Consider the following 296-nt stretch of genomic DNA (forward strand, 5'->3'; position numbering starts at 1 on the left):
GTCACCGGTCACGGCCACGGAACCGTCAAGGCCGTGCTCCTCGGCCTCGAGGTTGACCAGCCGCACCTCGTCGACCCGACATCGGCCGACGCCCGCGTGGCCTACATCGGTGAGTGCAGGTCCCTGCATCTCGCCGGGGAGCGGCGCATCTCCTTCGACCCGGAGACCGACGTGCTGCTGCACCGGCGGCAGCGGCTCGACTACCACCCCAATGGCATGCGCTTCTCGGCATACGATGCGGCCGGTGATTGTATGCAGACGAGAGAATACTTCTCGGTGGGCGGAGGCTTCGTGCT

At 66.9% G+C, this 296-nt stretch carries 1 protein-coding gene; it reads left to right on the forward strand.

Annotation, left to right across the window (positions count from 1 at the left end; all coding sequences use genetic code 11):
• The coding region (locus FNH21_RS16740; RefSeq protein WP_277819772.1) for a serine dehydratase beta chain at positions 1–296 on the forward strand (296 nt) is incomplete at both ends.

The organism is Arthrobacter bussei (assembly GCF_009377195.2).
Classification (GTDB): Bacteria; Actinomycetota; Actinomycetes; order Actinomycetales; family Micrococcaceae; genus Arthrobacter_D; species Arthrobacter_D bussei.